18 protein-coding genes are annotated in these 26,562 nt (G+C 46.7%); 4 read left to right on the forward strand and 14 right to left on the reverse strand.

All coding sequences use genetic code 11. The features are described 5' to 3' along the window. Positions 1 to 126 precede the first annotated feature (126 nt). From AC1DXC_RS22545 to AC1DXC_RS22580, 8 genes are all read right to left on the reverse strand, one after another. Positions 127 to 618, reverse strand: coding sequence for a hypothetical protein (locus AC1DXC_RS22545; RefSeq protein WP_477461429.1), 492 nt, complete (start codon positions 616 to 618; stop codon positions 127 to 129). Positions 619 to 958: 340 nt separating this feature from the next. After that, on the reverse strand, positions 959 to 2,110 hold the full coding sequence (locus tag AC1DXC_RS22550; RefSeq protein ID WP_477461430.1) for a toxic anion resistance protein: 1,152 nt from the start codon (positions 2,108 to 2,110) through the stop codon (positions 959 to 961). Between the two features lie 28 nt (positions 2,111 to 2,138). Continuing rightward, positions 2,139 to 2,753 carry a TerD family protein gene (locus AC1DXC_RS22555; RefSeq protein WP_477461431.1) on the reverse strand — a complete coding sequence of 205 codons (615 nt, stop codon included), beginning with the start codon at positions 2,751 to 2,753 and terminating at the stop codon, positions 2,139 to 2,141. Positions 2,754 to 2,860: 107 nt separating this feature from the next. After that, positions 2,861 to 3,415, reverse strand: a complete 555-nt coding sequence (locus AC1DXC_RS22560; protein WP_477461432.1) for a TerD family protein — start codon at positions 3,413 to 3,415, stop codon at positions 2,861 to 2,863. After that, entirely contained in the window at positions 3,405 to 4,250 is an 846-nt protein-coding gene (locus AC1DXC_RS22565) for a phosphoribosyltransferase family protein (RefSeq protein WP_477461433.1), read from the reverse strand. The genes AC1DXC_RS22560 and AC1DXC_RS22565 overlap by 11 nt, the downstream gene beginning before the upstream one ends. 1 nt (position 4,251) lies before the next feature. After that, on the reverse strand, positions 4,252 to 4,950 hold the full coding sequence (locus AC1DXC_RS22570) for an HAD family hydrolase (protein ID WP_477461434.1): 699 nt from the start codon (positions 4,948 to 4,950) through the stop codon (positions 4,252 to 4,254). Positions 4,951 to 5,321: 371 nt separating this feature from the next. Further along, positions 5,322 to 5,759, reverse strand: a complete 438-nt coding sequence (locus AC1DXC_RS22575) for a Fur family transcriptional regulator (RefSeq protein WP_477461435.1) — start codon at positions 5,757 to 5,759, stop codon at positions 5,322 to 5,324. Next, positions 5,760 to 6,179: a MerC domain-containing protein gene (locus AC1DXC_RS22580; protein WP_477461436.1), complete on the reverse strand. Its 420-nt coding sequence runs from the start codon at positions 6,177 to 6,179 to the stop codon at positions 5,760 to 5,762. A 197-nt stretch (positions 6,180 to 6,376) separates the two neighbouring features. On the opposite strand from AC1DXC_RS22580, the gene AC1DXC_RS22585 reads away from it, so the two are divergent. Together AC1DXC_RS22585 and AC1DXC_RS22590 are read left to right on the forward strand one after the other, a co-directional pair. Continuing rightward, positions 6,377 to 7,768 carry an alpha-L-fucosidase gene (locus tag AC1DXC_RS22585; protein ID WP_477461437.1) on the forward strand — a complete coding sequence of 464 codons (1,392 nt, stop codon included), beginning with the start codon at positions 6,377 to 6,379 and terminating at the stop codon, positions 7,766 to 7,768. Between the two features lie 143 nt (positions 7,769 to 7,911). Continuing rightward, positions 7,912 to 9,231 carry a zinc dependent phospholipase C family protein gene (locus tag AC1DXC_RS22590; protein ID WP_477461438.1) on the forward strand — a complete coding sequence of 440 codons (1,320 nt, stop codon included), beginning with the start codon at positions 7,912 to 7,914 and terminating at the stop codon, positions 9,229 to 9,231. A gap of 341 nt (positions 9,232 to 9,572) precedes the next feature. On the opposite strand, the gene AC1DXC_RS22595 is transcribed toward AC1DXC_RS22590, so the two are convergent. The 6 genes from AC1DXC_RS22595 to AC1DXC_RS22620 form a co-directional block, all read right to left on the reverse strand. Further along, positions 9,573 to 10,280, reverse strand: coding sequence for a 4'-phosphopantetheinyl transferase family protein (locus AC1DXC_RS22595; RefSeq protein WP_477461439.1), 708 nt, complete (start codon positions 10,278 to 10,280; stop codon positions 9,573 to 9,575). Positions 10,281 to 10,338: 58 nt separating this feature from the next. Beyond that, positions 10,339 to 14,355 carry a non-ribosomal peptide synthetase gene (locus AC1DXC_RS22600; protein WP_477461440.1) on the reverse strand — a complete coding sequence of 1,339 codons (4,017 nt, stop codon included), beginning with the start codon at positions 14,353 to 14,355 and terminating at the stop codon, positions 10,339 to 10,341. Between the two features lie 20 nt (positions 14,356 to 14,375). Beyond that, positions 14,376 to 21,353 (reverse strand): amino acid adenylation domain-containing protein, encoded by a 6,978-nt coding sequence (locus AC1DXC_RS22605; protein ID WP_477461441.1) that lies wholly within the window; start codon positions 21,351 to 21,353, stop codon positions 14,376 to 14,378. A 264-nt stretch (positions 21,354 to 21,617) separates the two neighbouring features. Beyond that, on the reverse strand, positions 21,618 to 21,959 hold the full coding sequence (locus AC1DXC_RS22610) for a hypothetical protein (protein ID WP_477461442.1): 342 nt from the start codon (positions 21,957 to 21,959) through the stop codon (positions 21,618 to 21,620). A 68-nt stretch (positions 21,960 to 22,027) separates the two neighbouring features. Continuing rightward, positions 22,028 to 22,447, reverse strand: coding sequence for an SRPBCC family protein (locus AC1DXC_RS22615; protein ID WP_477461443.1), 420 nt, complete (start codon positions 22,445 to 22,447; stop codon positions 22,028 to 22,030). 69 nt (positions 22,448 to 22,516) lie between these two features. Next, a complete protein-coding gene (locus AC1DXC_RS22620; protein ID WP_477461444.1) occupies positions 22,517 to 24,313 on the reverse strand; it encodes an ATP-binding protein in 1,797 nt (598 codons plus the stop codon). Between the two features lie 525 nt (positions 24,314 to 24,838). Here AC1DXC_RS22620 and AC1DXC_RS22625 point away from each other — a divergent pair. Next, positions 24,839 to 25,186 (forward strand): bleomycin resistance protein, encoded by a 348-nt coding sequence (locus AC1DXC_RS22625; RefSeq protein WP_477461445.1) that lies wholly within the window; start codon positions 24,839 to 24,841, stop codon positions 25,184 to 25,186. Between the two features lie 115 nt (positions 25,187 to 25,301). Next, a complete protein-coding gene (locus AC1DXC_RS22630; protein WP_477461446.1) occupies positions 25,302 to 26,084 on the forward strand; it encodes a hypothetical protein in 783 nt (260 codons plus the stop codon). Positions 26,085 to 26,562 lie beyond the last annotated feature (478 nt).

Below are 26,562 nucleotides of genomic sequence, written 5' to 3' on the forward strand. Positions count from 1 at the left end.
CACTATAAAAAGTCGATATCTAACAGGCCCTTTCCTTCCGAATAAAACTACAGGATTTTAATGATATTTTGCCTTGCATGGTTGATTAGGAACGCGCGACACGCGCGCACCAGCATGGGATGCCGGCTATGCCCCGATACGTAATTTATTATAATTTTTGAGCAATACGAATCCAATTAACAATACTAATAAGTTAATTTCTATAAAATATCCTATGATTTGATGATCCTTGTGAAAAAACATTAAAGTAATATTGAACCAATCGTACATTATTCCATAATCTGAACCAGTTGAGTTTTTGAAATAATAAATCGACAGCTTAATTCCGATCAAGTTGTTTATAAACCAACTACCCAGCCGGAGTTTAAAACTAAAAACTAAACAAAACAATGCATTATACAAGAACACCCTACGTGACTCAATAACGTTTAGTTTTTTTAGAAAGAAAGCTATATTAAACGATGCCATTGTTAACGCCAAAAGCAAGAAAAAAACAACAATGTAGTTTCCACTATATAGTATAACATTGATATTTTTAATCAAAAATGCAAATAATATTACGTAAGTCACTGTCAAATAAACAAGTGTCATTTTTGACACCAACAATAGCTTATTCATCTATATAATTTTGTGGTTTAATCATACAATGATCTAAAACCTTGCCGCCGCGTCAAGTGTCCTCACTTGGCGCAAAAACATTGGTAAGCGTCCACGCTTACACTGCTCAAATGCAAAGCTCGTTAACTTTCGCATAATTGACCCAAATACTACATCCGCAAGCGTGGACGCTTGCCATTTCCTTTCGTCAAGTGTGGACACTTGACGAGGCGGGAGGAAAGATAAAAACACAGAGGTCACAGCGCTTTTACTGCGTTTAACCCAGCAAAAACTCTGTGACCTCCGTGCAAACCTCTCTGCGGACTCTGTGTTTAAACAACCACCAATGGTGGCAGGTTGGTTAACTTACATTCGCCACGTTCTTCTTCAGTTCCGATTCCAAATTTTGCAATTCGGTGTTCAGTACCCTGCGGTTTTGCGTGCCTTCGTCATGTATGCGTTTCACTTCGGTAAGCGTTTCTATCAACGAGGCCGTAGTACGTTTTAAGGTATCTAAGGAAACTACCGTTTTTTCATTCTCCCTGGCAACCTCTATGCTGTTTTGCTTTAGCAATTCGGCATTTTTCTGCAAAATGGTGTTGGTAGTGTCTGATATCTTCTTCTGCATCTCCACGTTCGACTTTTGCCTGTTCAGGGCAACAGCAATGGTGAGCTGATTCTTCCAAACCGGGATGGTGGTAGATACGATGGACTGCGCTTTCTCGGCAATAGTGGTGTTATTGTTCTGCACCACCCGTATCTGCGCCAGCGATTGCATCATAATGAAGCGTACTACTTTCAAATCGGCAAGTCGTTTATCCAGGCGGTTCACAAAATCGCGCAGATCGGCAATTTCGTAATCTTCGTAAGCTGCCGGGTTGCCATCCATCACGGCAAGCTGTTCGTTCAGTTCGTTGTACTTTAACTGACCTGAGATGATCAGCTCTTCCATCTGGTGGATATAGGTAACATTGCTATCGAACATAGTTTGCAGCGATGCATTATCCTTAAGCGAGTTTACGCGACCAGCTTTCACCTTGTTCACTATCTTATCAATATTGTTCACCACGGTATCGTATTTGGCAAACAACTTCTTGGTATCCATCACGATATTTTTAAGAAACGGGATGGCAGAGATAAATTTGGTGAACGCGCTTTGGTTCAGTTCATCTACATCGATATAATTCAGCTCGGAAAGCAGATCGGTTATCAACACGCCCACCTCGCCCGAGTTGTAGGTACGTACCGAAGTGAGGAAGGTGTTGCTATAACGCTCCATCGAATTCTGCACCTCGGTACCGTAATTCAGTATGGAGTTTACGTCTTTAGGGTCGATGGTTTTAGCAATTTCTTTAAACTTGGTTTCTTCGGCCGGGGTGATAGTGGTCAAATCCACCGTACCATCTTTAGCCAGTTTGACCGGCACGGTGGTGCCAGGCGCTGCTTGCGGCGGCAGGTTCATGTCCGGTAAGTTTAAATTCTGCAGCTCGTTATTGCTTGGGTTGGTTTCCATTTTGCTTAATGTTGATGCTGATTACAGCTTATAAATAATTTTGTGTAACCGTTTTTACGGTTTCTTCCAGCTTGCGGTCTTTGGTTGGTTCGCCAATGGCGTTAAATTTCCATTCGCCATTCTTTTTATAAAATACGCCCATTACCATGCTTACATGGCCTTTAAATTCGGGGCCGTGGGCGATATCGTATTTGGCGAAGATCTCGGTAACACGCTTTGGTGTACCCTCATAAATGCGGATAGATGCAAAAGGGATGGCACCAAAATCCTGCCCGCGGAAACTGTTCAGCACAAAGGCCACGTAGGTTACAGCCGGGCTAAGGCGCGAAAAATCAACCGTAATTACCTCGTTATCCAGGCCGTCGTCGCCGCCCATATCGCCGGTAAGGTCGTCGCCACTGTGGCGAACAGACTGGTCTTTAGATTTTAGGTTACCGAAGTAAACCACCTCTAAAAGCCTTTTTTGATCGTCGTACAAAGCGCAGCTGGCGTCCAGGTCTACCGCTTCTTTGGTGCTGCCAAAGCCAAACAGGCCTTTCTTTTCTATAGCGCCCCAGTTAATGCCTACACATATATTTTGCAGCTTGGCGCCGTCGGTTTTTTCGAGGCTGATGCGCTGTCCTTTTTGAAGATTAATTGCCATTGTTTTAAGTTAAAAGTTGGAAGGTTAAAAGTTGAAAGGTTTTTTCAGTTGAAGGTTGAGGGTTCATTTATTTTAACTTTTCAACCTTCAACTTTTAACCTTCCAACTTAATTGTATTTATTCAAATAATCCTGCAGGCCGCCTTTCATGCCGGCACCTACGGCTTCAAATTTCCATTTGTTGTCGCGTTTGTAAATGCGGCCAAACTCTACGGCGGTTTCTATCGAGAAATCCTCCTCCAGCTCGTATTTCAAAATATCGGCGCCTGTACCTGCATCGGCAATGCGGATGAATGAGTTACGCACCTGGCCAAAATTCTGGCGGCGTGCTTCAGCTTCGTGTATGGTTACCACAACGCAAATTTCGGTAACGCGCGGGTCTGCTTTGCTGAGGTCTATTTTGATCTGCTCATCGTCGCCATCGCCGGCACCTGTTAAGTTATCGCCGGTGTGCTCAACAGCGCCATCCGGAGATTTTAAGTTGTTATAAAACACAAAGAATTCATCGGCCACTAACTTTTTATTATCGCCCATAACGAAGATAGAAGCATCTAAATCGAAAGCCGCTCCGGTTGATGAACTGTTGGTATCCCAACCTAAACCTATCGTAAATTTAGGAGCGTCGATAGCTTCGCGCTGCCCCTTTTGAAGACTAATTGCCATATTCTATTAATTTATAATTATCTAAAAGTAAATGTTTTTTTAGGTGGTTAAGGTTTTGGGCATAGGCATCAATGGTATGGTAAGCATTGCCTAAAGCCATGTTATATAAATGCAGGGTAAATGTATCATTTTGCCCTTGAATGAAAATACAAAAACTGTCGAAATCGTAATTTAGTATGTATTTTACTATCCGCGTGTTTATACAGAAATCTCCGCCTTTTATGATATCCTCTAAATGGAATATCGATTTTACATGATGATAGTTTAAATGGTTCTCCACATTCGGGTGGATGGACTTATTGGTCAGCTCGGCAAAGTAAAGCATATAAATATCGTTGCTTAGGCCGTACTCGCCCACCATCTTCATGATCATGCGCTCGTGGCTGCCGGTGATGCGGATATCATCCAAAAATATCAGCGTTTTGCCGGTTAGGAAGTCTTTATCGATATGGAACTGGTCGTTGCCTATCAGTTTCATACGTTGCTCGGCATCCAGTTCGCCATAATCTTCTTTATAGGTGATAGTACGATGCACTTTTGCCTCCTGCGCTACCGCGAAGTTATGCTGCGCCAGCCAATGGTTCAAGCGGTAAATAAACCAGTTCTTCATAGCGAAGGTAGCCGTCGGGATAAACGAGTACGGGCTTGATATCACCACAATTTGCTGGCGGATAGGGTTCACGGCCAGCCTTTGGGTTATGAAACCATCTGCCAGGGCTGTGCCGAATGCCTTGGACACCAGGCCGTCGCCAAACTTAAAGCGGCTGTAATCATCGGCATTAAAGCCAAAGTTTTGCGCGCTGTTGATATGGTGTAATGAATAAGTGCTGTTCATATCAGTTGATAAGGCTTAGGATGGTTTTTTTGTTTGAATTGATCAAAAGGCTATTGATACCAATTGCCGCAGCAGGCAGTATATCGTTCTTTGGGTTATCGCCCACGTGGATAATATTGGTTAACGGGATATGTTTGCCAGGGTTAACAATATCAACATTCTTCAGCATCAGGTTGAAGAACTCCGGGTTAGGTTTCGACATGCCCGCTTCATCCGAATACAGCTGAAAGTCAAAAAAATCATCCAGCTTATGCAACGCTAATACCTTTCTCAATGTTTTACCGGTGATGTATCCTGTATTACTCAGCAGGCTAAAAGTGCCCCCGCTGTTTTGTTTTAGATGCATAAGGGTAGAAAATGTTACATCGCTGTACAGTAGCGGCGGGTACCGAAACAGCAAATCCTTCATATTGGCGGCCAGGTGATCCGTATCCACATCATCCAGGTTGATGTTGCCATCGTGTATCGAATCGATTACCATCAGGTACATTTCGTCGGCATCGATGTTCTTGCCGGTCTTTTCGTTTATGGCGTTTACCATCAGATCTACCCGGCGGAATATCCCGGCTATCTCTTCTACGGATTTATGTTGAGCGTTGTGGTGCCGGTGAAAATATTTGGCCCGTTCGCTCTTAAACTCCGGATTTGATTTAATGAGCGTGAGCCAGAGGTCGAAAGAATAATGCTGGTAGTAAGGCATTAGCAGATGTATAGGTAAGCGTTGATGTAGCTTGTAAAGTACGAACAAAAACCAGAACTAATGTTTTGTTTGCTTTTTATTAGCGTAAAGAAATTGTTATGGAAAATGGCCATCGTGCTCTGCATTTTTTATGTTGCCGATTGAGGTTGCTTTTTTGAGAAAAACATCCCTTTTTTTAACGCATTATGGTAAAAACACGGAGATTTTCGACACAAGTTTTTGCGACTTTCAGGCTTTTTACCAAACCAAAAGGAAGTTCAAAGAACAGCCAGGAAAATCAAAGATTTTTAAAGATTTTCAAAGGAATTTTACGGTAAATGACCGCTTTTTTTTGCCTAAAAATGGCAATTAATGCCATTTTAATTGCAACATTATTGCATCTTACTACACTTAGGGCAAAGGCCGGAGGCGTAAACAGTAAAGCCGCTTGGCAGGAAACCAGCGGGCAGGTTGATGGCCGGCAAGCTTAGCTCGTTAAGGCAAAACACACCTTTGCAAGCGGTACAGTTAAAATGCAGGTGCTCATCGTGGTGGTGGTGCTCGTGGCAGCCTGATTGGCAAACGGCGTAGTTGGCCGTGCCATTCAAATCGAAAACCTTGTGGATAATGCCTTTTTCTTCGAATACGTTCAGCACCCGGTAGAGGGTAACACGGTCAATATCATGCATAACGCTTTCCAGGTCGGGTTGCGAAGTCGCGGTATTTTTGGCGTACATCATACTTAGCACGCGCAGGCGCGCAGCAGTTTTCTTCAACTGGTGCTTATCCAGCAGATCCTCAAACTGGTACGTATTTTGTGTGTGTGCCATTTATTGATGCTTGTGTGTTACATGCAAAAAACTATCGCCCGATGTACAGGTGCCTGCATACTTATAGTTTACGAAGTGCGCCGCTGCTATAGTAAGCCCCCCAACAGGTACAATAACAGCCTCCAGCCAGCCTTTGGTAAAGATATGGCCCAATATGATAGTAGCGAAACCGATAACCAATAGTATCAAAGGTAACGCTTTGTGATGCGAATTCAGGAACGAACCGGCAATAGACCACACGCCTACCACTAAGGCTACGATGATCATCCCCCACTCTACCCATGGGTTGGCCAAAAAACCCAGGCCTACCAGAGGTAAACTTGTCAAGAACACAGGCACTGCCGCGCAATGGATGGCGCAAAGCGTAGATGCCGTCATCCCTATATTATCAAGCCTCGTACTTACCTTAACCGATCTCATGCAGCAAATATAACCACTTAATGCAACATAATTGCGTTTACGAATTGTAAAATTTGTTCGTGACTCTTTTCGCTAAATTAAATATTATATCGCTTACAGATTTGCTGTTTTTACTGAACAAATTACCTGCGCCATTTCTAACAATAAACATGATAAGCCGTATGTTTAGCTTTTATTAACACGCAATCATTTGCCACATGAAATTCAAGCATCTGTCACTTTCCCTGTTGAGCCTTGTTATCTGCATCCTGCCTGCATCGGCACAAACCAAGTCCTTAACGGAGTTGCAGCAAAACTTCGTGAACCTGAAGTTCGGCATGTTCATCCATTTCAACATGCCGACCTTTAATGATGCTGACTGGCCCGACCCGGATGCCTCCCCCGCCCTTTTCAACCCCAAAAAGTTGAACCCTACGCAGTGGGCAAAGGCCGCAAAATCGGCTAATATGAGTTATGGTTGCCTAACAACCAAGCACCACAGCGGTTTCTGCATATGGGATACCAAAACCACCGATTACAACGTAATGAACAGCCCGCTGAAACGCGATGTAGTGCGCGAGTACGTGGATGCTTTCCGCGCCAATGGCTTAAAAGTGATGCTGTATTACAGCATCTTAGATACCCACCACCGCCTGCGGCCAAACAGCATTACCCCGAAGCATTTCGAGATGGTAAAAGCGCAGATAACCGAATTGCTGAGCAATTACGGCAAAATAGAAGCCCTTATCATAGATGGCTGGGACGCGCCATGGAGCCGAATCTCTTATGATGATATCAACTTCGAGGATATCTATCACCTGGTAAAATCGCTACAACCCGAATGCGTAATTATGGACCTTAACGGCGCTAAATACCCCGCCGAAGGTCTATACTACACCGATATCAAAACCTACGAAATGGGGGCCGGTCAACGCATATCCAAGGAAACCAACCGCATGCCCGCACTAGCTTGCCTCCCTATCAACAGCGCCTGGTTCTGGAAAACGAATTTCCCTACCACGCCGGTTAAAGACCCGGTTAAGCTGGTTAACGAGGATATTATTGCCCTTAACAAGGTAGACTGCAACTTCATCCTGAACGTGGCCCCCAACCGGGATGGGCTGATTGACGATAATGCCCTCGCCGCCCTAAAGCAAATAGGCGAGCTTTGGAAAAACGACGGTCCCGCTCCAACATTGGCGCCAACCGGCGAACCTATCATCTCAACCAACCTGGCCAAACATAAGCCATCCAATTCCAGTTGGAGCGAGGATATGAATATCATGGATTTTGCAAACGACGATGACTTCACCACCAATTGGACATCGAACGCGCGGGTAGAAAAACCCTGGTACGAGGTAGATTTCGGCCATGAGATACCGTTCAACACCGTTACCATTACCGAGCAGAAGCCTAACATCAGTAACTATCATCTGGAGTACCTACAGAACGGCGTTTGGAAACCTATCGCTACTACTGAAAACACTAACCGTGTAAAGGTTAATCGTTTTGCCACCGTGTATGGTAACAAGGTACGTGTTTGGATAGATAAAGCCGACCATCAGATCTCCATAGCAGAATTTGGGGTGTATAACGAACGAGGGAGATAGCGGCCCCTCCCAACCCTCCCCGGAAGGGAGGGCTTTAAAGTCTCCCCTACCGGGGGAGATTTAGAGGGGGCTGCATCCTTACCATCTAAAACTTTATTCTCGCTCCCTTGTTGGTTCTTCATAAATCTAAAATTCAAACCGAATTGAAGAACCTTACATACCGTTGCCCACTTCGTAAAGCACTCGTTATCGTAGTGATGATGCTATTCTTTGCATTGCCCTCACGGGCATATTCCATCCTGGCGCATGAGGCCATTATTGATGCCTCGTGGAAGTCGGACTTGCTGCCGCTGATCAGGCAAAAATACCCAAATCTCACCGAGCCGGAGGTAAAGATGGCACATTCGTACGCTTATGGCGGTGCTATGGTGGCGGATATGGGTTATATGCCCTTTGGCAATGGCTTTTTTACCGATTTGCTGCATTATGTGCGCAGCGGCGATTTTGTTCAGGCCCTTATCCGGGATGCCCAAAACGTCAACGAATACGCATTTGCACTTGGGGCGCTGTCGCATTACATGGCCGACCAGTACGGCCACTCGCTGGCTACCAACCGCAACATCCCTCTAATATACCCCAAGCTGCAAAAGAAATTCGGCGATTTCATCACCTATGCCGACGACCATAAATCGCACAGCCGCATGGAGTTTTCCTACGATGTGCTGCAAACCGGCCGTGGCAGTTACACCACCGAAGGTTACCACGATTTTATCGGCTTCAACATCTCCGTACCCGTGCTGGAGAAAGCCTTTTACGAAACCTACGGCCAAAAACTCGACGGCATCTTCTCCAATATCAACGGCAGTATCAATACGCTGCGCTGGGGCATTCGCAACTTATTCCCGGTGCTTACCAAATCGGCATTCAAGGCCAATAAAGACACCATACTGAAGATGACCCCAGGGATGACCGCGAAAAAATTCCAGTATAAAATGAGCAAAAAATCGTTCAGGCTGGAGTACGGCAAAGAGCATGTGAAACCAAAATTCTTTGCCCGGGTTGCCGTATTCTTCATTCAGATATTACCCAAAATAGGCCCCCTGAAAACGCTCAAATACGTATCGCCAGGTAAAGAGGGCGAACGGCTTTTCGCCCGTAGCTTCGATACCATAGTAGCCAAATACGCTGTGGCTCTGAAACAAGTGGGAGAGAACCGCCTCAGCCTGCCTGATATTGACTTTGATACCGGCCGCAACGCCGTCCTTGGTGAGTATTCCCTGGCTGATAAAACTTACGACCAACTACTGATAAAACTGCAGGAGCAGCAATACAAAAACATTACACCGCAACTGCAGCGGAACATCCTAGCCTATTACCAAAATGCCGACACCTCCCAAACAGCCACCAAACAGCGCAAGGAGTGGAAAAAGGCCGTAGTGTCTCTACAACAGATAAAAACGCTAAAGCCCACGGCACAAGAACCACTTACGCCGATAGCCGACCCATTGGGTTCAACGCAGTAGTTTTTTGTCCAGTTTTTAGTTTTAGAAATTTGGGGAAATACGGAGAAATTTGAACCCAGCAGAGATAATGCTTCCATTCCATTTGTTGCCACCGAAGCCGCGGAATCCTCTCGAAAAGCCCGCAAAAAACCTTCGTTTTTCTGTGTTTTTCGGTGTTTTTCTGTGTTTTTCTTAATAATTCTCGTTTTTGTATAACTTTTTCGTTGCAGGCACTAAAAGGGCGAAATTTGCATGAAATGGCTGTTTTTGGCTGAATACGGAGTGTTGGGGAGAGAAAAAAATTCCAGCTTTTTCCAATAAATCGTGCGGGTTTTACCTATAAATTTCCAGGAAATTCCAGCTCAAAAACTTATGTCGAAAAAGTGTAACTGATGTATTTCGCTCCCGGCGGCGATACTTGCTTTGTAATCATCAATCAGGTTAAAACTGTTTATCTGCCAATCTTTTTCTGCGCTTAGCAAAATGTAGGGCAGCTCATGCGCCCCGTCAAGCGACGGCGTTGATTTGAGGTGTTCGCCCAGGCCCTGGCCGGTGGCTTTAAGCAGGGCTTCCTTACGTGTCCAGAGGGTGAAGAAACGGTCATGCTGGTCTTTGCTGTTTATGAACTCGACTTCTTCCTGGCTGAAATGTTCGGGTAAAATATCCGCAAAGGGAAATGCTGTATCTATGTGCTCCACATCGGCACCCACTGGCGTACGCGAAACGGCAAGCAGTATCCATTCGGCGGCGTGCGTAATATTGTATTGCAGGCCGGCACTGCCTTCTGCAGGCAGATACGGTTTTTTGTTATCGCCCAATACAAATTGAAGCGCATGTGCTGGTTGGTTAAGGTAACGGCCCAGGATATTACGTTGCGCTCCCCTGCTGATAACGAAACGCTGCCTGTCTTTCAACTGGTGGTATTTGTTGCCCCGTTCAGTTTCGGATGGTGTTAGCGTTGCCGCGAATGCCGGCAGCCAATGCAGGTTGCTGCCGATGTGGATTCGGTAGACATGCACCTCGCCATCATCCATAATAAAGTCTCCCGGCGTGGCGTGCTGCCAGTCCACTTCGTTTAAAAACCGAATATTAACTCTCCCCAAATCTCGCGCAGTTTATGTTGTAAGCTTATTTCTTTGCGGCGGCATCCAGGCATTTCTGCAATATCCGCGCAAATTCCTTATCGTTCGGTGCCTTAAATATGGTATTATGCTCGCCGGGGATAATGTGGATGTTCACCCCTTTTAGTGCAAATGGCTTCCAGCCCATAAATTCGTAATCGTCCAGGTAAAAGGACCTCTTCTCGGCCCTGAACAGTTCTATAGCAATATCATATGGCTGTATGCGGTAATATTTCTGGGCTATATCGTTCATGTCGTCGATACGGTTGCTATAGCCAAAGAAGCCGACCTTTTGCTCCTTACCATACCTCAACCGCCATATCAGGCGCGTGGCCATCCTCGATACAGCCTTGGTGCGGTGCTGTATAGTTTCCTTGAATCCATCCTGAAACGTGACAGAATACCACAGGCGACGGCCAACATACATACCACGTTTTACCTTGTTTACCAGCCAGCTGTCGTAATACGGCGTGCGGTAGGCGTAGGTATCAAACATGCCCAGCATCTTCACCTCCAGGTTTAGCGCCTCCAATTGCCTGGCCATCTCGAAGGCGATGATGCCGCCGAACGAAAAGCCTGCCAACGCGAACGGCCCATCGGGGTTTTGCGCACGGATAGAAGAGATATAATGAGCAGCTATGTCTTCTATACGGTTAAGCGGCTCATCTACCCCGTTGAGTCCCTTGGCTTGCAGCCCGTACACCGGCTGATCGTCGTCCATATTGATACTCAGCGCGTTGAACAGCAACACGTTGAGGCCCGCGCCATGTACGATATAAATAGGCATTTTGCTGCCTTTGGGCTTTATAGGCACCAGCGAATCCCACATAATGGCCTTGCCGTCCATATGCAGAACCTGGGCCAGCTTCTCTATGGTAGAGTTCTCAAACAAGATGGCGAGCGGCAGGCGTTTGCCTGTTTCCTTTTCTATTTTAGCCATCACTTGCACCGCTATTAGCGAGTGCCCGCCTAATTGAAAAAAGTTATCGTAAATACCCACTTTGTCGATACCCAAAAACTCTTTCCATATGTCTGCAACCATTTGCTCCACATCGGTGCGCGGCGCAATGTACAGGGTGTCATCATCTGCCGGGATCGGGCCAATTAGTGCCAATGCTTTTTTATCCACCTTACCGTTCGGGGTAAGCGGCATGGCGTCAACCCGAATGAAATTATCAGGTATCATATAATCGGGCACCGAGCCCCTCAGTTCGTTGCGCCAGTAATTGGTGCATTCGTTAAAATCTTTACACACGAAGCCATCGTTAAAGGCCACGTAGGCAACCAGTTTATCCACCCCGTTAATATCGGGCCGGGCAATTACTACGGCCTGTATAAGGTCGGGGTCCTTAGCCATGTGAAACTCAATCTCGCCGGTTTCTATTCGGTAGCCGCGTATCTTCACCTGCGCATCAATGCGCGAAAGGTACATCAGGTTGCCATCGGGCAGGTATTTGCCCAAATCGCCGGTGCGGTACATCATGGCACCGGGGGTATCTGCAAAGGGGTCCTCTATAAACTTCTCGTAGTTAAGAATTGGCTGGTCAAGGTAACCTTTGGCGACGCCCTCGCCGCCAATATAGATTTCGCCTGCCGCACCGGGTGCCAGCGGATTTTGGAATTTATCGAGTATGTAGATAAAGGTATTATCTATCGGCTTGCCTATGCTGACTTGCTTATCCTCTGGCGTAATTTCTTTAATGGTAGACCAAACGGTAGTTTCGGTAGGGCCATAAACGTTCCAAAGCGATGATGCCCGGGCCAGTATCCGCGTAGCCAAATCCATTGGCAGGGCTTCGCCCCCGCATATAGCCTTTATCGCCTCGGTTTCCCAACCGGCTTCCAGCATAATACGCCAGGTATATGGCGTAGCCTGCATTGCGGTGATTTTTTCCTTTTTGATGATATCCAGCAGCGCATAGCCATCCTTTGCGGTGGCGGCATCAACCAATACGATCTGCGCCCCGGTAACCAATGGCAGGAAGAGTTCCAACCCCGCTATATCAAAGCTGATGGTGGTTACGGCAAGCAGTTTATCCTGCGCCACCATGCCCGGCTCCTTCTGCATGCTGTACAAAAAGTTTACCATGTTATGATGCGCAATCTGCACCCCTTTTGGCTGCCCGGTAGAACCGGAGGTATAAAGGATATACAGCAAGTCTTTCCCATTGATGGCCACGTTTGGCTCCGTTACAGGTTGATTGCCCATGTTAGCGATCATATCGGCGAGCAACAACTCTTTGGCCTTAGATTCGTATTTGCCGGCGTAATCGGCAGAGGTGAGCAATATTGCCGCATCCGAATCGGCCAGCATGTAATTGATGCGATTGATAGGGAAAATGGGATCCAGCGGTACGTACACGCCGCCCGCTTTGATAATAGCGAGCAAGCCTACCACTAAATCGTCCGACCTATCTACCGAGATGGCTATCTTATCGCCCTTTTTAACCCCCTCGGTCACCAGGGCCCAGGCCAGCTGGTTCGCCTTTTCGTTCAGTTGCTTGTAGGAAAATTGCTCGGTGCCGAACTTTAGAGCTATGCTGCCCGGATTTTTTGCCGCGGTTTCGCTGATGATCTGGTGCAGCGATTTTTCTTTTGGATACTCTACCCGGGTTTCATTCCAGGCTTTCAGCTGGGTAGTAAACTCATCGGCGCGCATTAGCGGCAATTTGCCTATCAGCTTATCCGGTGATTGCACTATCTGCCTAAGCAAATGCTGGTATTCGTCCATCATCAGGCTGATGGTAGCCAATTCAAAAATCTGTGTATTGTACGACCACTCCAGCACCAGGGCATCCTTATGGTCGGTTATATTGAGGAAAATCTCGAAGTTTTCGTACTCGCGCCCGGTGGTAATGTATCTGTGGCGCAGGTTGTAGAAATCTACCCCCTCATCCATCCCGATATCGATGTTGAAAACTACAGGCACCAGCGGCGCACGCGACGGATCGCGCGGGATATTCAATTTTTTGAGCAGGCTACCGAAGGTGAACATCTGGTGATCGTAAGCGTCCAGCACCTGGGTTTTGCGTTCTTTAAGGTAATCTATAAACGATTGCTCTCCTTTTGGGTGGCTGCGCAGGGCTAGTAGGTTTACGCAGTGACCAACCAGGCCGTAGTTACCTGTGGCGGACTGGCCCGCAGCGGGCAGGCCCAGTATAATCTCTTCGTGCCCGGTTATTTGCTGCAAATAAACCTCAAAGGCGGCCATCAGCGTGGTTACGAAACTGGCTCCTGCTTTGCGCGCCATCTGCCTTACATCGGCTACCAATTTAGCATCAAGCGTAAAATCGGCACGTTTGCTTTTATAGGTGCGCTGGGCCGGGCGCGGGTTATCGGTGGGCACATTCAGCAAATGCGTGCTGCCCTTAAACTGATTTACCCAATAATCTTCAATTTCGTGGCGCTCGGGGGTATCTATAAGGGCGTTCTGCTCTACAGCGTAATTACTGTATTTTGGCGCAGGCGGCAGGTTTGGCCACTCACCTTCGGCAAAGGCCGAGTACAGCTTGCTTAACTCCTGCATCATTACCCCTATCGACCAGCCATCGCAAATAATGTGGTGCGCTATAAACGTGATATAATGTTCCTGGCTGCTTAGCTTCAGGATAGTGGGCTTAAACAGCGGGCCGTTCACCAGATCGAGCGCGGTAATAGCGTTTTGGCGGGTGTAGTTCTCTATAAAAAGGTCGTTCTGCGTTTCGCTCTGCAAAGAAAGGTCGTGGTAATCGATATGCAGAGGTGGGTTATTGTACACCAGGAAACTCTGGCCGTCGGCACTAAAAACCGTGCGCAGGGCCTCGTGCCGGTCGCTAAGCGCCTGCAGGGCCTTAAACATGGCATCTTTATCAAAAGGACCCGTTAACAGCAACGATGCAGCATCGTTGTAAGCGCAGCTGGCATCAGCTCCGCCAATCAGGCAGGATGTCCATATCTCAATTTGCGGCTCGGTAGCCGGGGCCACTAAAGCAATCTCGGGTCCTGCAAACGGATCAAACTCAACAGGACTTACCTCGTAATTCATAACGCCGTTCAATTAAAAAACTATTTAACCTGCAAATACTTGCCGGGTTTTTTTTCATCACTGATGAACCACCCCGGGTTACCGTCTTTATCGCGCCCTAATTTTGCACCGGGCACAGGCGGTGCGCCCATTACGGTTGGCGCTGCTACAGCAATCGGCGCAAGTACTGCCGCCGGTTTAGCGATAGCAGTGTAAGTGGGGATGAATTCGGCAGCAACCATTTCTGATATGCTTTCTTCAAATTTCGAGGTGATAAAATCAACATCTGCATCGGTATGCGCATCGGTCATAAAGCAAGGGAAACCATCCATAATATGCAGACCCTTAAGGCGCAGGTTAGTAAATATCAGCTCACTGTATGGGAACTCCTCGTGATATTTAACCTTCCATAACGAGCCGAAGTAGGCCACGTACATAGGTGTTTTATATTTTACCAGTACCTCGTTCAACGTAGCGGCCAGGCGGGTTGTTTTGTCGTTTAAGCCTTGCTGTAAAGCCGGGCCGCGTTCTTTCATGTATGTTAACGAAGCTTTAACCGCCGCCAAAGCTAAAGGGTGGCGTACAAACGTACCCGCAAAGTAGGTAACACCTGCATCCGGGCTCGAGTCGTCACCAAATTGCCAGGTGCCGCCGTCAAGCGCATCCATATACTCTTTTTTACCGATGATAGCGCCCACCGGCAAGCCGCCACCTATAACTTTACCATAAGTACCCAGGTCGGCACGAATACCGGTGATAGCCTGCATACCACCCGGGTGCATACGGAAACCGGTAATTACCTCGTCGAATATTAATGCTGTGTTAGCTTCTGCGGTGATCTTTCTTAATTTTTTCAAAAACTCCAGTGGCAAAAATTCAGGGCGGCGGCTTTGTACTACCTCAACCAATACCGCAGCTATCTCGTCTTTGCGTTCTTCAATGATCCTAAGGGATTCATCGGTGCCGTAATCCAGTATCAACATATTCTGCACGTTCTCGGGCATAATACCGGGGGCGGCAGGCACGGTACGTAACTTTTTGGTTCCGCGCACAATCACCTCATCAATAATACCGTGGTATGATCCACTGAATGCCACAATAATGGAGCGCCCGGTTACGGTGCGGGCAATACGCATGGCACCTAAAATAGCTTCAGAACCTGTGCTGCAAAGCGCGGCACGGTCAAACCCGGTAAAATCGCAAAGCATTTTACAAACCTCACCTGCAAGCTTATGCTGCGGACCAATTTCGTAACCTTTTTCTAACTGTTCGGCAATGGCGTTCTTTAAAACATCGGGCTGGTAGCCTAACATGTTCGATCCGAAGCCATTCAATGCATCTACGTATTCGTTATCGTCAACATCCCACAAACGGCTGCCTTTTGAGCGTTTTACCACAATAGGGTAAACAATTTCTTTGGTTAATGGCTTAAACCCGCTCACTACCCGTGGATCGGCCATGTACGGACGATGCTGTTGTGTTTGGGCTTTACTGGTTTTTGTCTTCTCGCTAAAATCAATGATCAGTTGATCTAAAAAGGCCTGCTGTTTTTCGTTTAAGCCGGTAATGTGCTTATCAATTTTGGCAGTCGCACCAAAAGGTTTTTTAATTTCTATCTGTTCCTCAGGCGTAAGATCTGGCTGTAAAGAGGCGGGGGCCACAGGTGCGGTGACTTTTTCATTAGTAACCACGGGCTTTTGTATTGGCGGCGGCTGCAAAGTTACCTGCGTTTGGCTGACTGGCATGCCCCCACCCTGCAGAGTGGCTAACTGACTGGCCAGCAACTGTAATTGCTGCGCTATCATGGTCATGGCAGCGTTGCCAGCGGCGGCATACACAGGTTGCTGTCCGTTCTGATAAACCGGTTGCTGATATGTGGGTTGCTGGTAAACCGGTTGCGCCTGCCCGTTCTGGTAGGCTTGCGGGGCTGCCGCAGGTGCAGCGGCTTGCTGGTATTTATCTGCCGGTAATACTTCGTCGAGGTAATTGGCTAACAAATCGAGCGTGTCATGCTCTTCAAACAGTTTCCTGAAAGTAATAGGAACGTTGAACTCTTTTTTAAGATTGGTTGCTATCTGCGTAAGCAATAAAGAGTCGAATCCAATTTCAACAAAACCAGTATCAGTACTGTCGATATCAATACCTGATGCAACTTCAAAAACCTCTTTCAGCTTTTCTATCAGTGTTGCTTTTCTATTCGCCATAATGATTGGTGTTTCTTGTGGGAAATCTATTGGTGTTTCTGTAGGTACTTCAAATGGTGGGGTTAGTACGTTTATAGGCGTTACCGGGTCAACCCAATAACGTTTACGGTCAAAGGCGTATGTGGGGATATTAACCCGCAGGCGGGTTTGCCCGGCGTAAAATGCTTTCCAGGCCGGCTCAATTCCGTTTAGCCAAAGCGTACCCAAAGCTTTTAAAACCGAACCATAGGCGGTTACATCTTTTGATTCTTCTATGCCCGCAATAGCGGTAAATGTTTTACCACCTGCCTGCTGCTTAACCAGGCCTGATAATACTTTACCCGGACCAACTTCCAGGGCAATACAGCCTTCCCCTTCGGCCAGTACATTGGCAACACCGGCAAACCTAACGGTGTTACGCAGGTGGTGTGCCCAATATGCTGGGTCGATAGCTTCGGCATCGGTCATCCAGTTGCCGGTTATGGTGGATATGATAGGTTTAACGGGCCTGTTTAGCTGAATTGTTTTCACTACCGACTCAAACGGTGCCACAATTGGGTCCATCATAGCCGAATGGAACGCATGGCTGGTTTGTAGCACCCGGGCGGCAATGCCCTTTTCGGTGAGGGTTTCTACAAATTTATTTATCTCTTCGTCGGTACCGGCCGCTACTGCGGCCAGGTTGCTGTTTACTACGGCAATGGAAAGGGTATCCGGCAAAATGGCTTTCAATTCTTCTTCTGATAAGCGTACCGAAACCATGCTGCCGGTTGGCGTTTCGGTTACCATTTTAGCACGGGTTGCTATCAGTTTAACCGCATCGGGCAAGGTAAAAATTCCCGCAAAATAACCCGCAACAAACTCGCCTATGCTGTGGCCGGTTAACACGGTTGGCTCAATGCCCCAGCTTATCCAAAGCTTAGCCATTGCGTAACTAATGATGAACAAGGCAGGCTGGGTGTACAGCGTATTTTTTAAAGCTTCTCCGGCAGCGTCATCGTTGCTGTCGCTAAATATAATATCAAGGATATTTTCCTGTTCCGTGCCTTTTAATAACACAACGCATTCATCAACGGCGGCTTTAAATACCGGTTGATGATCATATAGATCGCGCCCCATATTCAAATACTGCGCGCCCTGGCCGGGGAACATGAAGGCTACTTCAGTTGCTTTCGATCCTATTTTTTTTGATGATGAAGCGTCGGGGGCTGCATTTAATTTAGCCAATAATTCTTCCTTGCTGCCTGCCACAACAAAGCTGCGATGGTTAAAATCGGTTCGGGTTGTTTGCAGGGTGTAGGCGATGTCTGCCGGGTCGGCGCTATCATAATTGGTTATATACGATGCCAGTTTATCGCGGTAGCCGTTTATGCTGTTCCCGGTTTTGGCCGACCATGTAAACAGTTGCAGATCATGACCTGCCGAGCCTTGTTTAATTTCCCGCGGATATTCCTCAAGCACCACGTGTACGTTTGTGCCGCCCACGCCAAAAGAGCTTACCCCGGCGATGCGTTTCGCCGCATTCCAATCGGTAAGGGTGGCGTTCACATAAAACGGACTGCCCTCGAAATCGATATTGGGGTTTGGCCGTTCGTAAAATAAAGAAGCCGGGATCTGTTTGTTGTAAAGCGCCAGTGTAGTTTTTATGAATCCGGCTACACCGGCAGCGGCTGTTAAGTGGCCCATGTTGCTTTTTATGGAGCCAATGGCGCAATATTGGTTTTTAACTTGCGGCCCGAAAGCTATGGTAAGGCCTTCGATCTCTATCGGGTCGCCTAATTTGGTGGCGGTGCCGTGTGTTTCCACATAGCTGATATCAGCAGGAGATACGCCGGCGTTTTGTATAGCCATAGCGATAGCACCAGCCTGCCCGCTTGCATTTGGCGCAGTGAAGCTACCCTTATCGCCGCCATCATTATTTACGCCAACGCCTTTTATCACCGAGTAAACGGTATCGCCATCGTGAATAGCTTCTTCCAGGCGTTTAAGCAGTACTACCCCTGCCCCATCGCTGAATACGGTACCGTCCGCATCGGCATCGAAGGAACGGCAGTGCCCGTCGGCGCTTAGCATGGTACCTTCCTGGTATAAATGCCCGCTGTTTATAGGCGAGGTAATTGATGCACCGCCCGCTAATGCCACATTGCACTGGCCGTTGCGCAAACTTGCCACGGCTTCGGCAATGGCTAATAGTGAGGTAGAACAGGCGGAATGCACACTCACGGCAGGGCCGGTTAAGTTTAACTCGTATGCGGTGCGTGATGATACGTAATCCTTTTCGTTAAGCGTAGTTACAATCAGCACCCCTACATTACTTATGAGGTCCTGATTGGGTATTACGTTGTTGATAAAATAGGTATTGACCCCTGTACCCGCAAACACCCCAACCGAACCGTTGTACTGTGATGGCAGGTGACCGGTACTTTCCAGCGCTTCCCAGGCAATCTCTAAAAATATGCGCTGCTGCGGGTCCATCAACTCGGCCGCCTTGGGGTTTAAGCCAAAAAACATCGGGTCAAATTCATCCGCTTTATCAATAACTCCACGCGCTTTAACGTAGTTTGGCGCGTATTTTACATTTGGTGGGATAAACGGGTCTATCTCGGCATCAGTAAAGAATTTTGTGGTTTCGCGGCCCTCCGTCAAAACCTGCCAAAGTTCATCAATGGTATTAGCACCGGGGAACCTGCCCGCCATACCTATCACCGCAATATCCCCGCTATCTGCTTTAACAGTTGATTTTGGCAGTGTGGCTTTGGCCGTTTTAAGGTTGCCATCCAAATAAGCGGCAATACCCGCTATAGTTGGATATTGGTAAAGTTTGGTAACAGGCAACGTAAAATTCTGCGCCTTTAATTCGGTTACCGTTTTCAGGGCCAGCAAAGAGTTGCCGCCCATTTTGAAGAAATTATCGTTTACGCCAACCTTATCAACAGCCAACAGTTGCTGCCAAATTGCGGCAAGTATTTGCTCTGTTTTATTACGATGCGCTATATACGCGCTGTCAGTCATATCATTATGATCCGGATCAGGCAGTGCATGGCGGTCGGTTTTGCCGTTGCTCGTTAATGGCATTTGATCAAGCGCTACCCATACGGCCGGCACCATGTAATCAGGAAGTTTTTCCTGCATGTAAGCCTGCACCTGTTGCTTGCTGGCGGAATCGTTTAGCACCACGTAACCAATAAGGCGTTTCATTTTCTGGCTATCATCGCGGGCTAAAACCACGCCTTGTTTTACCAGGCCGCTTTGTTGCAGTACACTTTCAATCTCGCCCAGTTCGATGCGGTAACCACGAACTTTCACCTGGTCGTCTGTGCGGCCAATGTATTCAATGTTACCATCGGGCAGCCATTTACCCAGGTCGCCTGTACGGTAAAGTTTGTCTCCTGGCTTATCACTAAAGGGATTAGCCACAAATTTTTCGGCGGTCAGTTCGGGCTTGTTCAGATATCCGCGTGCGATGCCGTCACCACCAAGATAAATTTCGCCTGTCGTGGCAACCGGGCATAGCAAGTAACCGCTGTTTAAAACATATGCTCCGCGGTTAGCCAATGGCTTGCCGATGGGAATAGGGTTGCGTAATACAGCATCGTTTATCTCATAGTTTAACGAGAAAGTGGTATTCTCTGTAGGGCCGTAACCATTTATGAGCTTAAGATCGGGATATTTATTGCGGATCTTTCCAATATGCGTTTCTGATAACTTCTCGCCTCCTACAAGGGCTGTAGTAAGGCCTGCAAAAACTTCGGGACTGCTATCTGTTAGTTGGTTAAACCAACTGGATGTAAACCACATGGTACTTATCTTGTGGGTGGTTATCAATTGCTGAACTTTAGCGCTTTCCAGCAGATCCTTCTCCGGGCAAAACACGAGTGTTCCGCCGTTGAGCAGCATACACCAATATTCAAAGGTAGTAGCATCAAATGACACCGACCCGGTTACCAACAACGCGTCTTTTTCGGCAAGCGATAAATAACCCATAGCATACACCAGGCTTACCACATTACGATGATCAACCATTACCCCCTTTGGCCTGCCGGTTGAGCCTGATGTGTAAATAATATAAGCCAGGTCGGTAGCAGCAGGTTTTAGGTCAAGATTTGCTGTAGATTGTTTATCAATCAGCGACCGGTCGTCATCAAAATTAATAATACTTGCTTTGGAGTTAGCGAACCTGCCCATATTAGCGGCGCTGCTAACAACAACGTTAGCTGTAGTATCTTCAAGCATGTAGGTGATGCGATCTTCCGGGTATAGCGGGTCTATCGGTACATAAGCGCCTCCTGATTTTAAGATGCCCAAAATAGCCACCATTAACTCCAATGACCGGCCAATGCATATGGGCACTAAAGTATCGGTCTTTACGCCCTTTTTAACGAGGAAATGCGCCAGCTGATTAGCTTGTTCGTTAAGTTGTTTGTAAGTGAGTTTTTGTTTTTCGAATACCATGGCAATGACATCCGGCGTGGCTGCAGCCTGTTCCTCAAAAAGTTCGGTTATGCTTTTGTTAGCGGGGTAAGCCTGCTGTGTATCGTTAAATGCATGCAGAAGTTTTTGCCCTTCATCGGCGTTCATCGTACCTAAATGCTGAATATCGCCATTTGGTAAAGCGCGGCACAATTGCCCTGTACGGAATAAGCCCTGTTGGTCGGCTGCCGCAGCACTTCCAAAGCACAGCTCGCCTGAAATGCCCCCTGCTACCTGATTAAGCTGACTATCGAGAATCAATACTGGCAGACTAGAGGCAGACTTACCAATGGCAGGAAACAGCGGACTTAAAAAAGCATCGGCCGCTGCTTCGGGTATGTAAATATTCTCGGTAAGTATATCCATTAAGTGGTATAAGGCGGCCAAATATCACTTTGCCTCAAGAAAAGCTTGTAATTGGTTTAAAATCGCGTTTAAGTTATACATTTTTTGTGTTAAGCGCGAAACACCTTACCCTATTTCTCATTTATTTTTAGGGTGAAAAAGCAAGATAAACTCAAAAATTAGCTATTGGTTATAGCCCTTGAGTTATCAGCAACAACGCCCATACAACCATAGGCTATATAACTTTTAGTTAACAGCGCGTAAGTTTTTTACCCGGAAAAAAAATTAGGGGTAGGTAATTTGAGGTGGCTCGGTAGCCACAATTTCGGGGCGGTTTTTATGCATTTCAAAAACGCCGGTAACACACAAGCGCTTGCCTTTAAGATTAGCCCAATCCACCACTATCTTGTTGCCTTTTACCGCTATGGTATATTTTTGATTGGGGTAGTTGCCGCCCATATTGATGAGGGCAAGTGTGTCGCTGAATATTTTTACAGAGTAAACCGTGTCGCACAGGGTTTTGGATTTGCCGAGGTTGTTCTTGAAATCGTCGGCATTAAAGGTTTGTGCTGATGCTTTAACGGCAAAAGCAGCCAGAAATATAAGGAGGGAAAGGATTTTTTTCATGATGCTAATTTGTGTTGCGTTGTTATAACAGCATGCGGAAGATCAGGTTGGCAAAGAAGAATTGCTGATCAATTCTCCTCTGCGTACTTCTTGAAGTTGTTCAAGATAGCCTGCCAGCCGCCGCGCTGCATTTCTATAGGGTGCGTGCCCTCGGCCTCGAAGGTTTCTATAATCCTGGTAACCTCGTCCTCGTCGATAAAAGTAACGCTTACCTTGCGGCCGTCGGCAATTTCGTAGGCAATAAACTTATACTCGTCAACGGCAGAATAAACGCCCTCGAAATCAAAGCTCATGCTGCCATCTTTAGCGGCCATGGTAGAGGTGAACTTACCACCTACCTGCAGGTCGTTAGATGCTTTTGGGGTGTGCCAGTCGTCGCTTGCTGCATTCCAGTTTACGATATGCTCTGGGTCGGTCCACAAGCTCCAAACTATCTCTACGGGTGCGTTTACGGTTGCTTCTACGGTTATCTGCGTTGGGGTTGCCATTTCTGTTTTTATAATTTAAGGGTAAAGGTAAATTATATTGGATAAAGAAGCCGCAGGTATTTTGCCTTATTAGTGATGGGCAAGCAATTCGCGGGCGGCTCTGGCGCTGTGCAGCGGCTCAAGCTTTTGGTATAGTAGCGCAGGCTGGAAAGGTTTCGACAAATAATCGTGCATGCCGGCGGCTTTTATTTTGCTGTGGATATTATGCGATACGGATGCCGTTAATGCAATGATAGGCACGCCCGATTTAGCGGGATCTGCCAACTGCCTGATGTGTGTAGTTGCTTCGTAACCATCCATAATGGGCATGTGCAAATCCATCAGTACTACATCGAAATCTTCTGCTATGAGCTTTTCTACCGCCTCGCTCCCGTTGCGTGCCAGTACCGAGCGGGCGTTCCACTTGGTGAGCAACTTAACCAATAACAAAGCATTGATAGGGTTATCCTCGGCTATGAGTATGTTGAGCCCCTCCAGACTGCTGTTCATGGCAGTATGGATAGAAGCCGGCACCACCTTTCCTTTGTGCAGGTTGAAATCTATAGCAAACGAAAACTCTGAGCCCTCGCCGGCACTGCTTTTCAGCAAGATATTGCTGTTGAAAAGCTTTAGCAGCCGTTTTACGATTGCCAGACCCAGCCCTGTACCGCCATAATGCCGCGTGGTATCTGCCGACGCCTGGGTAAAGGGGTCGAAGATGGCTTCCTGGCGGTTGTCGGCTATGCCAATACCGGTATCCGTAACCGAAAAATACGTGGCTACGCTATGTTCATCGGCCCGCGTAACACGCAGCATAACACTTACGCCACCGCGTTCTGTAAATTTAAGCGCATTGCCCACCAGGTTATATATAATTTGGGTAAGGCGGGTGGGGTCGGTAACCACCCATTTATCTTTCAATTGCTCGTCTACATCCATAGCTAGCATAAGGCCCTTTTCGGCGGCCTTTTGCTGCAGGCCAAGGCATACACGGTGCATCAACAACGGCAGGTTAACAGGTATGGCTTCCAGCTCTATGCGGTCGTTTTCGCTTTTATTGTAATCCAGTATATCGTTAACCATCGTAAGCAGGCTCTGCGCCGAGAACTCCAGGATATCGAGGTTTTCGGTTTGCTCGGCAGTGGCGGTATCGCGCACCAAACTGGCCATGCCTAATACGGCGTTGAGTGGGGTACGCAACTCGTGCGACATGGTAGACAGGAATACCGAGCGCGAATCGGCCAGGGCCCTGGTTTCGGCTACAGTGGCCAGCAGTTGCCTGTTCAGTTCCTCTTTTTCGTTCACGTTATCCCTAAAGGCGCAGTAAAACAGGTAATGTATCAGCAGCATGGTTACAAAGTTCATGAAGACGATGGCTTCGAAACCCGGCGAAGGGAGTTCCTGAGGGATAACATCCATGTGCCAGTTGTTGCGGCCGGTAGCTGTGAGGTAATACATTATCGGGAAAATAGCCAGCATGCTGTAAATTACCGCGTAACGGCTATCGATAAGGTAATAGCCCACAAACGTTACCATAAAGGTAAACTGTATGGTAATGAGGTTGATGCTCTGCTGGAAGAAGAAAACATTAGTCCATACCGCTCCTACGCCCGTCAACACGATAAAATGGGAGATGATATTAATGTATTGCGGTTTATAAAGCAGGCATTTGGCAAGCAAAAGGTAAAAGAAGAACACGAAAACCACCCGGTAAAGCTGATGATCATGTATGCGGGTAATTACCATCGGCAGCATCACCAGTAATTTGAGTACAGACAGCAGCAAGATGGTATAAACGATTTTTATCCTCGCCTTTTTTAAGGTATCGGGCTCTTGTGCTAATACCTTTTTCAGGGAGAAATTCAAAAAAGGTATTTGAGCGTCCATGAGAATCAGTTAAGGTTGAGAGTGGCGGCGTTAACTTAAACGCTAAGTTATAAAAACATCCAACAAATTCCTTATTATCAGCGTTAAAGCGTTTTAACCGAGAAATTTTTTTTCGTATGACGTATTTATACCGCTAATAACGATAAATAGTTACAACTAATTACGTGTTGCACTTTATATAGCCACCTTGTTACAAAGCGTGGGCTAGGCGGCGCCGGGCTGATAGGATAAGCACGTTGCGGCACAAAGCCACCAGGTGTTCCACTTGGAATGTGGAACACTATTTTTCAAATAGTCATTGATTATCAATTAATTACATTTTTCGCGGAACACTTTGGAACACCCTACGCTTTCAAATAACCAATGTAAATATTTGAAAATGAATTAATTAATCACAAAGGGCATTTTAACTAAAATTCCCCGGAACACCTTCAATCAAATATCAAAACTCAAACCTGCCGGGCAAAAAACAAAAAGGTTAATATTATAGTTTTGCTATCTTCATACCCATAAACCATAACCACCATGCTTACCGCTATCAACCCGAAACTACCCATGCGCAATAAAGCCATTACGCGTCAATTCTATATAGAAAAGCTCGGTTTTAAGCAGTTCGGGGGCGATTACCCGGAATACCTGATGGTGGAAAAGGATAATATCCAGATTCATTTTTTCCTATTCGAAGATCTCGACCCCAAAGAGAACTACGGGCAGGTGTATATCCGTACGGATGATATCGAAGCATTTTATGAACTGGCCAAAAAGCAGGGCGCAAGCGTTACCGCTCTGGAATACAAACCCTGGATGCAGCGTGAATTTGCCATACACGACCCGGACAATAATTTGTTGACGGTGGGGCAAAGTATGATGTAATAACGGCCCGAAAGCCACAATTTGCCGTAAAATATCTGCGTTATCCTTAAAAAAATCCGCGAATTTGATCCATATTCGGACTACCTTCAGCGTGTTTAATCAATGCTTTTTTCTAATGGAAATTGTAAAACCAATACATATACCCGTTCAGGCAGATACGGTGCTACCCCCGGATGTTCACTATAACGATAATTTAACCGGGGTATATTTTCAAACAGAGGACGACCTCTTTGGCAGGATAACTTTTTACAATCTTGATGCCTTAAAAATATGCAGGGGTGAAATGATGCCCTATGAACATGAATCTTCCGTTTATGAGAGGGGGGCGTGGGTGTTTAAAATCGATAATTCAAAGTGGCTGGCAGAACGTTTTAAATATGAAAATGAACATTACGGGAATTCATACCAATTCAACGGTGATGTAAACGAGATGCTGACCGATTTTAATCACTATCTGTTTTCGTTTCACGACCAGTTTGTAGAAGTAATCGCAAAGGGTTTTTGGTTCGAGAAGAATATGGAAAGTTTATTCGGCCGGGAACTTACCCCCGGGCACCCTTTTTTACCTCTGCCGCAAGAAGGCGCAGAAATATTGATGGCTCATAATTTAACTTGCCAGGTGAGAAGCAATAAACAACCTATGAACGAAATTGCTGCAAATGCAAAATTCTGCCCGCAAAAACTGTTTGAGTTTGCATTAGAGCTGGATAGCCGGGCATCTGTTAACCATACCGTTACCTTAGTATCAAGGCAGGGCAAACTGATAAGCCAATTAAACGGATATTTTGGGAACAGCGAAATAGAATTTGAAGGGATTGCCACTTTAGCGCAGGTAAGGCCTTATATTGAAAATTACCTATTGGAGGTTGCCGGGAGGCGAAAGAAGATGGGAAAATAGGCTGCAATTTAGGCTGGTAAGCGTGGACGCCCGACCGGGCGGAAGCCGACGCAAGTTGTCCCGCGTTGCAGTACAAACCCTGGGTGCAAAGGGAATTTACCATACACGACCCGGATAATAATTTGCTGACTGTGGGGCAGCGTATGGTTTAAAACCTGGGGTGTTCGAAACAAACGGCCGTGTCCGCGTCGCTATTCGACTCACCCCCCGCCCCCTCTCTCGTTCCGAAAGAGGGGGAGAAATTGCACGAATGGTCGGAAGATTAATCTTCCGACTTTTTTGTTTAGAGATGTGTTGTTTTTTTTATTTAACTATCTGATTGTCAATTATTTATTTGTTTTTATCGTTGATTTTAAGTATATTAATGCTGTAAATCAAAGAGATATGGCCATTTTCAAAGATCATAGTATCACCGTAAAACAGCTCTTAGGCTTCATTCCCGAGGCCTTAATAGCAAATTTGTCGCTTACAACTAAGA

The sequence above is a fragment of the Mucilaginibacter sp. P2_D11 genome (assembly GCF_056404435.1).